The following is a 3,395-nucleotide window of genomic DNA, read 5'->3' on the forward strand; positions in this document are numbered from 1 at the left end:
GGCGATCCAGGCCTTCAGGCCCTCGCTCGGACAGGGCACGCCCACGCCCCCGCCGACCAGCACCATATCGAACGCCTCGCCTGCCAGCGGCCCGGTGGCCACGTCCATCCCGGTCGAGCTGCGCACCAGACCGCCATCCTCCGACACGGTCGCCAGCTCGTAGATCGTCTTGCCGGCGCAGATGTTGGCGAACTCGAACACTGAACCCGCCGCCAGGCTCATCATCTGGAAGCCGGGAAAGACCACGAATCCGACGCGCATGCGAGCTCACCTTCCATGGCAAGAAAGGAGGGATATTCAACATATACGACAAGCACCAGCGGGCATAGCTTCCTGTGCAGCGGGCGGCATCGCCGCCGCCATCCCGCAACGGAGTGGAAGCCCATGGCCCTGTCTCCCCTAGGCACTGCCCTTGTTACTGGCGCCTCGTCCGGCATCGGTGCCGTCTATGCGGACCGCCTCGCCGGGCGCGGCTACGACCTGATCCTGGTGGCGCGAAACCGCAGCAAGCTCGTCGAGCTGGCCGCGCGCGTCACGGACCGGACCGGCCGCTCCGTCGAGATCGTCGCCGCCGACCTGTCCGACCGGGCCGACCGCCATGCGGTCGAGCAGCAGCTCGCCAACGATGCGAGCATCTCGATGCTGGTGAACAATGCCGGCGTGGGCTCGGCAGCCCCGCTGCTCGCCTCGGATGTCGACGCGATGGAGGCGATGATCGACCTCGACGTGACGGCGCTGATGCGCCTCACTCATGCGGCCGCCCCGGCCTTCGTGACTCGCGGGCGCGGCACGATCGTCAACATCGCCTCGATCGTCGCGATCGGACCCGAGGTACTGAACGGCGTCTATGGCGGTGCGAAGGCCTTCGTGCTGGCCTTCAGCCAGTCACTGCATCACGAGCTGGCGGACAAGGGCGTGCGGGTGCAGGCGGTTCTGCCTGGCGCCACGGCGACCGATTTCTGGAACGTGGCTGGCCTGCCGGTCGAGCACCTGCCGGGCGAGATCGTGATGAAGGCCACCGACATGGTGGATGCCGCCCTTGCCGGCCTCGACGCCGGCGAACTCGTCACCATCCCGGCGCTGCCGGACGTGACTCAGTGGCAGGCCTACGAGGCAGCACGCCAGGCCATGCTGCCCAACCTGTCCCGCACCGAGCCGGCAGCACGCTATCTTTCCGGCAAGGCGGCAGCCTGAGCCTGGGTCCGGGCCGTGGCGGCCGGCGCCCCTCAGGCCTTGCCGAGCAGGCGGCGCATACCCTGGACGGTCCGGTCGATCGTCCGCTCGGCGACCCCTTCCGCCTTGGCGATCAGGCCGCCGAACCGCGGCCAGCGCCGGTGGACATATCTCAGCGCGCGGTTAGCCCAGGGCGCCTGGCGGCTCAGCACGATCAGGCCCACGAAGATGAACAGGAAACCCTGCAGGAACGGCAGGAACAGGCCGAGGAAGCCCAGCAACAGGAAGCCGTAGCCGATCGAGAGGGTCGCGATGCGGGTCATGGGCGATCGGCCATCTGGGGAAAGCTCCAGCCAAAGGATTGCCTGTGTGTCGCGCCGAGGCCGGCCAGCACATCGGCAGGACCATCAGATAGGCCGGATCGGCCGGAGCGAAAGATGGCTCATCGCCTCGTGAGGTGGCTTCGCCACAGGCCCCGGGTTCTTCAGGCCGATGCACCCGAAGAACCCGGAACGCCTGGGGCCCACCCTAGTTGAACGTGTGCAATTCCAGCTTCAGGCTGCCGTCGTCCTGCTTCTCGAAGACATGGGTGGCGATGCCCTGGAAGGTGGTGGCGACCCCGGCCTGGTCCTTGCCCTTGGCGGACCAGCGGGCCGCGGCGACGACCGTGTCGTCATCCTCCATGATCCGGACCGGCTGCAGCGTGTGGTCCGTCGCCCCGCTGCCGATCACGCCCGTGAAGAACTGCTCGATGCCGGCCGTCCCCTCGATGACGTCGTGCGTGGGCGGCAGCAGCAGGGCGTCGTCTGAATAGAGGCTGGCGACGGTCTTCGCGTCGCCCTGGTTGAACGCGGCGTCCCATGCCTCGTAGGCAGCCTTCACCTGCCCTTCCACAGTCTCGGCACTGGCCCTCATCGGCAGCATGGAAGTGGCCGCCGCAATTGCGGCCAGCATGATGCGCGTTCTCATCTCGTCACCCCTCAAGATGGAGAGGGACGATGATATCATGACATCGCCTGTTGCACGAGTTGTACAAGGCGATGCTCTCCGGCTCGTAATATTGCCCAACTCGTGGCTAGGTGCCGCTGGTCATTTCCAGGAACTGCTGTTCGGAGAGGGTCTGCACGCCCAGCGCCTGGGCCTTGGCGGCCTTGGAGCCGGCATCCGCGCCCACCACCAAGTAATCAGTGTTCTTCGACACGGATGAGCCGACCTTGGCGCCGAACCGCTCCGCCCGGGCCTTGGCCTCGGCGCGCCCGAGCGTCTCCAGCGTACCGGTGAAGATCACCACCTTGCCCGAGAGCGGGCTCTCGATTGCCCGGGGCCGGGCGGCATCGCTGATGGTGAGCTCCGCCGCCAGCGCATCGACCGCGCTGACATTATGCGGCTCGCCGAAGAAGGCGGCGAGGGCGCCGATCAGCGCGCTGCCGACCCGGTCGACATTGTCCAGATGGGCCAGCTCGTCAGGGTCGCTGGCGGCAAGCTTCAGCATGCCCTCCCGCCAGGCAGCGTAGCTGCCATAGGCGCGCGCCAGCAGCCGGGCATTGACCTCGCCGGTGAAGCGGATGCCCAGGCCCAGGATGAACCGGTCGAGCGGGATGGTGCGCCGCGCCTCGATCGAGCGGACCAGGTTCTCGATCTTGCGCTTGCCCCAGCCTTCCAGCTCACCCAGCTTCGCCAGCCGTTCCGGATCGCGGGCCAGCACGAACAGGTCGGCCGGCTCGCGCAGGAGCCCGGCCTCGATCAGCTGCGGGACCTGCTTCTTGCCCAGTCCCTCAATGTCGAACGCATCGCGCCCCACCAGGAGCTGGAGCCGGCCGGCCACCTGGGCAGCACAGATCAGGCCGCCCGTGCAGCGCCGCACGGCCTCGCCCTCCAGCCGCACCGCGTGGCTGGCGCAGATCGGGCAGGTGTCCGGGAAGACATAGGCCGGGCCGCGACTGGGGCGATCGGGTTCGACCACCTCGACGATCTGCGGGATCACATCGCCGGCGCGCTGGATCAGCACCCGGTCACCCACCCTTATGTCCTTGGCCTGGATGAAGTCCTCGTTGTGCAGGGTGGCGCGCGCCACGGTCACCCCGCCGACATTGACCGGCTCCAGCTCGGCCACCGGTGTGAGCGCGCCGGTACGGCCGACCTGGACCGTGATCTCGCGGACCGTAGTCTGGGCCTGCTCGGCCCTGAACTTGTGGGCGATCGCCCAGCGGGGTGCGCGGCCG

Annotated in this window: 4 protein-coding genes and 1 pseudogene; 1 reads left to right on the forward strand and 4 read right to left on the reverse strand. The window is 68.1% G+C overall.

The window, feature by feature from the left end; all coding sequences use genetic code 11:
- Positions 1-261, reverse strand: a pseudogene (locus EQG76_RS03430) (GlxA family transcriptional regulator); the annotation flags it as partial.
- Between the two features lie 123 nt (positions 262-384).
- Here EQG76_RS03430 and EQG76_RS03435 point away from each other — a divergent pair.
- Complete coding sequence (locus EQG76_RS03435) at positions 385-1,194, forward strand: SDR family NAD(P)-dependent oxidoreductase (RefSeq protein WP_159710632.1); 810 nt, start codon at positions 385-387, stop codon at positions 1,192-1,194.
- 32 nt (positions 1,195-1,226) lie between these two features.
- Here the strand turns inward: EQG76_RS03435 and EQG76_RS03440 are convergent, their stop codons facing one another.
- From EQG76_RS03440 to ligA, 3 genes are all read right to left on the reverse strand, one after another.
- The gene (locus tag EQG76_RS03440) at positions 1,227-1,496 is read right to left on the reverse strand and encodes a PGPGW domain-containing protein (protein ID WP_159710634.1); all 270 of its coding nucleotides are present in this window, start codon (positions 1,494-1,496) and stop codon (positions 1,227-1,229) included.
- A 205-nt stretch (positions 1,497-1,701) separates the two neighbouring features.
- Positions 1,702-2,142: a YybH family protein gene (locus EQG76_RS03445; protein ID WP_200840526.1), complete on the reverse strand. Its 441-nt coding sequence runs from the start codon at positions 2,140-2,142 to the stop codon at positions 1,702-1,704.
- 106 nt (positions 2,143-2,248) lie between these two features.
- Positions 2,249-3,395 (reverse strand): NAD-dependent DNA ligase LigA (gene ligA, locus EQG76_RS03450; protein ID WP_159710636.1); only part of this gene is annotated, 1,147 nt, incomplete at its 5' end.

The sequence above is a fragment of the Geminicoccus flavidas genome (assembly GCF_009806515.1).
Classification (GTDB): Bacteria; Pseudomonadota; Alphaproteobacteria; order Geminicoccales; family Geminicoccaceae; genus Geminicoccus; species Geminicoccus flavidus.

Excerpts from the sequence above, each read along its gene's own strand:
- EQG76_RS03445 (WP_200840526.1), bottom strand. The coding sequence starts at position 2,142 with ATGAGAACGCGCATCATGCTGGCCGCAATTGCGGCGGCCACTTCCATG.
- EQG76_RS03440 (WP_159710634.1), bottom strand. The coding sequence starts at position 1,496 with ATGACCCGCATCGCGACCCTCTCGATCGGCTACGGCTTCCTGTTGCTG.
- EQG76_RS03435 (WP_159710632.1), top strand. The coding sequence starts at position 385 with ATGGCCCTGTCTCCCCTAGGCACTGCCCTTGTTACTGGCGCCTCGTCC.